A 5,431-nucleotide genomic window follows, 5' to 3' on the forward strand; every position below is an offset into this window, starting at 1 on the left:
CACCAAAATTAACCTGCTTTCCTATTTCCTGAAAACGCGCGAGGACTTCAACCGGGTACTTGTATTTACGAGGAGCCGGGAAGTGGCAGGTCTTGTTCATAACAATCTGCTCAACCGGGTAGTGCGGGAAAATGAATTGAAAGTGATCCACGCCAATAAAGGCCAGAATACACGCATTAATGCAATGGAAGCATTTCGCGCGGGTTCTGTGCGTGTAATGGTGGCGACCGATGTGGTGGCTCGGGGAATTGATATTACTGAAGTGAGCCACGTGATCAATTTCGATGTGCCGCTCATTTATGAGGATTATGTGCACCGGATTGGTCGCACTGGTCGCGCCAACAAGATAGGGGAGGCGATTACATTTATGACAATGGCCGACGAATACCACATTCGCAAGATCGAGCAGATTATAAGAATGGAGATTCCGAGAGAGGAATTGCCAGAGGATCTGGAAATTGCGCCGACCCCAATTCCTGAGCGCCAGGATATGCTACGCGAAATCGATAATCAGAAGCGGAAAGAGGATCCGACGTTCCTCGGAGCTTTTCACGAGAAGAAAAAAGTTTTCCACAGTAAGCCCAAAGATTTGTCAAAAAACGCGCAAAAACGCAAAGAATCTGCGGGAAGAAGTAAACGCAAGTAATGCAATACATTCCCGATAAAACCGTTTACCTTGGACAATAGAAAACCTGTTTCTCTATTTAGTTTGATATGAAAGAATCTGTTTTTGTTTGGCTTGCGGTGCTTATTCCTGTATTCGGCCTTGCGCAAAACACGCATCTTGCAAGCGCCGGTGCTGCCAACTCGGGTACGAACACGGCACAGAAAAAACCTCTTGAATTAAAAGAAAGACGCATTCTTCCGCTGTTTGGCGAGGTAAGTAAAACTTCCGAGCAGATCGACGAGGAAATCAGATTCCTGAGTGAATGCGACAAATCCTTTTCGAGCCGCGCAGAGGCAAGCAGCTTTTTCGCTGCGCGTGCGTGGGAGTATTTGCAGGAAGGTTCACTGGATACTGCCTGCTACCGTTTCAATCTGGCGCAGCTTTTAAATGATAAGAATGTAGAAGCTTACTGGGGGCTGGGGGTTGTGTCTTACCAGCGTGAAAACTGGGTGGATGCCAAGCGGATGCTGAGTAAGGGGGTTAGTCTGCAGGGCGACAATGTGCCTTTGCTGGTGGATCTTTCTACTGTTGACCTCAAACTTTATGCAATCACCAGCCGTAAAGAAGAGCTGGATGAAGCAGCGGAGCTTTTAAAACATGCCACGGCTGTGGACTCTACTTACGCACTCGGACAATACAATTTGTCGCTTTTACATTATAACCTCAATGAGCTCGATAAGTCCTGGGAGCATTTGCACAAAGGCAGGGTGCTGGATTTGTCACAAATGAATTTTGAATTTGTGGAACTGCTGAAAGCCAAAATGCCGGATCCACAAGGGTTTTTCAAATAGACACCAAGATATATTAACAGAAAAAGCGCTCCTGAATATTCAGGAGCGCTTTTTTGATTTATTTCAATGAGCTTACTGGAAGAAAAAGCCAGTCGGCGCAACATTTACCTTCACTGAATCTACCAGCGAACCGTCGGCGCGGTAGCGGACTGCATAACCTGCCTGTGCATAGGACGGGGTAACACCTGCATAGATCAAACCTTGCGACGGGTCAATCGCCAAGCCTGTGAACACTCTTCTGATAAGCGGAGTAGCCAGATTAATCTGCGTATCGCCGATTCCGAATTTGTAGGTTTCTCCGTGTAAAACGAAGTTGGCATCGTAGTAGGATAATGTAAATACAATGGATTTCAGGTCATTGGTCAATGCGAAATTGCCGGCTGATTTTTTTGCGTCAGTGCCAATCGGCAAAGTTGTTTCAACTGCATAGGAAGCCGGATCGATTTTCACTGCCTTGATACCCGCACCAGCCCACAGTTTTCCATTCGCATCAATGCCGATTGGCGTAGGTGTACCTTCCAGGTTAATCGTTTTAGTTACAGTTTCTGTATTTGTATCAACTACGTACAAAATTTTACCTCCTGTATTGGAGGTAGTTCCTACAAACAACTTACCTGTCGTAAATACCAGGTTTTCAGGTCCGTCGGCAATCGCGATTTTTTTGGTTACCTTTTTTGTGTTCAAATCAATCACTGCGATATAGCCGGTTGTGTAGTTGTAGTCGGCATTGGTACCCCAGCATGAAACGTAGGCGCGGTTTCCTGAAATTACCACTTCACGCGGGTTATCTATTTCCGGCGAATCGATCGTGCCTTGTTTTTGGAAAGTATAGGCATTTACAAATTCAATCTTGTCCATTCCCGCATTCATATTGTCAACCAGAATTATGCCCTGCTCACCCGCGGCCGCATAACCCTGAACACCGCCTTTCAATGCGGTACCGTTTGCTTTGGCATAAATATCAACTTCTGCATTTGTATTTTCTCTCGTGAAAAATGAGATAGCGCCATTGTTCTGACTGAAATTACCTTCATTGATTACAAAAACGCCTCTTGCAAAATCTCCTTTTGGCTCGGGGTCACTTTGGTTACAGGACCAGACTGTTACTGTGCATGCGATGAAGAATAATACTCTTGATAATCGTTGTTTCATCTTGATTGGATTTATATAAAAAGTGTATTTCAATGTTTTAAAATGTCAATCCTGATTTCGCCGGGCTGATTTTGCATTGGAATCAAATGCCGCGATCAGGTTAATTGCAAAGCTTCTTCCCGGCAGTGCATTGTTTTGCACGCTCAGATAAAACGTATTTGTTACATTGTTAATCTGTCCCTGCACCCGCAAATATACCTTTCCAATCGACACGGAAGTTTCGGCAATGAGATGCAGCAGCGCGTATTCTTTCAGAAAAGTGGTATTGTCAAAGGTAGTGTAGCGCTTTCCTGCAAATTGCAGCTGGCCCGTCAGCTTTGTATTTTTATATTGTGCAAATGCATTCAGCCCCGCTGTGTGAAGCGGCACGAAACGCAGCTGCTTGCCGATTACATCCGCAGAATAAGCATCGTAGGCTCTTTCCTGGACACTTTTGTTAAATGCATAAGTCAGGTTCGCGCCCACTTGAGTTACGTCCACATTTCCCCGCCAGCCGGCTTGCAATTCCAGTCCGCGCGCAAGTACCTGCTGCAGGTTTTCAACCCGGTAATTTTTTACAGGATTCCAGTAAGTCCAGTCTTTGATCCGGTTGTGATAAGCTGTAAGCGAAGCATTGAATGTGCTTTTGGGAGAAATCGTTACTGTTTGTTCAAGACCTGCTTCCTTGTTCCAGCCACTTTCAGGCCGGATATCAGGATCGCCCAGTATTTTCCAGTAACGTTCATTCAAAGTAGGCACACGATAGCTTCTGGCAACCGAACTTTTAAGTTTCAATTTATAGCCTGGCAGATCAACCAGATCATATTCAGCACCGAGTGACGGTGTAAAAGGCGGATTGTAGCCGGTAACCAGCGCCTGCCGGAGATTGAGGGAAACAAGAAAAGCTGCATTGGCCTGCCAGCGGGTAAGCAGGAAAAAATCTCCGCGGTTTTCGGTAATGACAGGTATTTCGTAGCCAGGTACTCTGGTCCGGTAATGTGTCCATTCAGCTCCTGCTTTGATAGAAATATTGCCTCCGTTTTGGTTCAGAAGCAAGTCAAAATCCTTTTCAATGCGATTGGAAAATTTATCCGTAACAGCATGGTTGAGCTGGTTGTAATTGCCTTTCGCATAATCAATGATATCCCGCACCCAGGCTGCACGTGCCGTAAAATCACCAAAACTGTATCGCAGCATTGCCCGGTAAGCTTTGGTTAATGTGAGCTCGCGCCCTGCCGTATCGGCTGGTGAGGAGGTCAGTTTGTTGCTGGTAATCCAGGCATGCGCAGAGATTTCCTGATTGTTTTTACCATTTAGAAAAATATCCTGGACCAGTCCGCGCTGAAATGCCTCCGATGGCAGCAATGCATACTCTCGTCGTTGACGGTAGGGAAATTGGTTGTTCATCCGGTTATCGTAAAGACTCGTTTTCCCCGAAATCCGCCAGTTGTTTCGCAGCGCCGATCCATAGCGGGCAGCAACCTGGGTCTGGTGATTGTGAAAGCTTTCAACTTGCTGTCCAAGTAAAATTTTAAACCCATTATTTCCAGCAGCACTGTTCAGCAAGATACTGCCGCCTACTGCGTCGGTTCCCACAATGCTGGCAGCCGAACCATATTGAATGGAAAGTGCATCAAAGCCAGCGACAGGTATGGTCGAAAAATCGGTTTGGCCTAATGTAGGCGAGTTAATATTCAGTCCGTTCCAGAGTACGGCTGTGTGATTGGACGATGTTCCGCGAAAAAAAGCGGTGGTAAGTTGGCCGGGACCATATTTGTTAAATGAAACCGGTGTTTGAATAGCGAGCAGATCACTGATATTCTGAAATTGAAAGGCAAGCAGGCTGGCCGAGTCAATCCGCTGCACTTTCAGTCCGCTCATGAACTTTTCGGGCACAAAACCCTTGATGTTAACCGGCTGCAAAGCAATCGAATCCGTTTGGGCGTGGATTATGACCGGAAGAAAAGTCCCTGCCGCAATAACTGCCGTAATCAAAATCCGCTGCACAAAAATCACCTGGGTATTCTCTGGATAGTAACAGGCCCGCTGCTTTTCCTCCGAAAGCGTTGTAGCACGATTGATCTGGCAGGTCTCCTGGCTCGCCTTTTGGCCCGCTGCCTTCCCGTTTTGCAACAGTGGCTTCGAAGATCGGGTCAATGGAACAGACTTACAGTTGCGGGGACAGCTTCCGGTTTTAACGGAATTCCCTATTAAGCCACAAAAAGCAATATTGATATTGCTGCGGGCACCAAACGGTAGCAAAGGTAGCTAATTGCATTCGTTTTACGACCGAATGCCCGATCGCTTATCTTTGTCCCAAAATCTGAAAGTGGCCTCTTCTGCACACAATCCTGTCAACGCATCCCGTAAAGGCATTTACCTTATGCTCGGAGCGGCATTTTTCTTTTCGCTGACGTCTGCATTATCCAAGTGGCTGGGCCGTGAATTTCACATTGTTCAGCTGGTGTTTTTCCGGAATATAGTGGGCGTGGTTTTCGTGCTCAGCAGTATCCGGCAACGGCCGCTTGTTCAGCAAGGCGGGAAGCTGGGATTGCTGCTTTTCAGGGGAGTTGTGGGGACATTGTCCCTTTACATGCTTTTCTATGCCATTCAAACCCTTGGTTTGGGCCGCGCTTCCACCTATCAGTACACTTACCCGATTTTCCTGGCTTTACTCTCCTGGTTGTTGATTGGAGAAACCCTGAATGCAGGCGAGTGGGCAGCGATTTTCATCGGCTTCACAGGTATCCTGCTCGTATTCAGGCCGGATCTTTCCACTTCGCTGCGGGACAATGCGCTCGGATTGGGGAATGCACTTTTAACAGCAGTTTCTTATTTGTCT

Annotated in this window: 5 protein-coding genes and 1 riboswitch; of the genes, 3 read left to right on the forward strand and 2 right to left on the reverse strand. The window is 46.8% G+C overall.

All coding sequences use genetic code 11. The features are described from left to right. Together ACTIE6_RS16520 and ACTIE6_RS16525 are read left to right on the forward strand one after the other, a co-directional pair. On the forward strand, window positions 1-646 hold a 646-nt coding region (locus ACTIE6_RS16520), incomplete at its 5' end, for a helicase-related protein (protein ID WP_439557692.1). Window positions 647-714: 68 nt separating this feature from the next. Next, window positions 715-1,458: a tetratricopeptide repeat protein gene (locus ACTIE6_RS16525; RefSeq protein WP_439557693.1), complete on the forward strand. Its 744-nt coding sequence runs from the start codon at window positions 715-717 to the stop codon at window positions 1,456-1,458. A gap of 72 nt (window positions 1,459-1,530) precedes the next feature. Here ACTIE6_RS16525 and ACTIE6_RS16530 read toward each other — a convergent pair whose 3' ends face one another. Both ACTIE6_RS16530 and ACTIE6_RS16535 read right to left on the reverse strand, forming a co-directional pair. Then, window positions 1,531-2,610, reverse strand: coding sequence for a YncE family protein (locus ACTIE6_RS16530; protein WP_439557694.1), 1,080 nt, complete (start codon window positions 2,608-2,610; stop codon window positions 1,531-1,533). Between the two features lie 45 nt (window positions 2,611-2,655). Continuing rightward, window positions 2,656-4,596 (reverse strand): TonB-dependent receptor plug domain-containing protein, encoded by a 1,941-nt coding sequence (locus ACTIE6_RS16535; protein ID WP_439557695.1) that lies wholly within the window; start codon window positions 4,594-4,596, stop codon window positions 2,656-2,658. Between the two features lie 60 nt (window positions 4,597-4,656). After that, a riboswitch (cobalamin riboswitch) is annotated at window positions 4,657-4,856 on the reverse strand. Window positions 4,857-4,882: 26 nt separating this feature from the next. Here ACTIE6_RS16535 and ACTIE6_RS16540 point away from each other — a divergent pair. Then, a partial coding sequence (locus ACTIE6_RS16540) for a DMT family transporter (RefSeq protein ID WP_439557696.1) occupies window positions 4,883-5,431 on the forward strand: 549 nt, incomplete at its 3' end.

The sequence above is a fragment of the Dyadobacter sp. genome, from assembly GCF_051859145.1.
In the GTDB taxonomy this organism is placed as follows: Bacteria; Bacteroidota; Bacteroidia; order Cytophagales; family Spirosomataceae; genus Dyadobacter.

Excerpts from the sequence above, each read along its gene's own strand:
- ACTIE6_RS16525 (WP_439557693.1), top strand. The coding sequence starts at position 715 with ATGAAAGAATCTGTTTTTGTTTGGCTTGCGGTGCTTATTCCTGTATTC.
- ACTIE6_RS16530 (WP_439557694.1), bottom strand. The coding sequence starts at position 2,610 with ATGAAACAACGATTATCAAGAGTATTATTCTTCATCGCATGCACAGTA.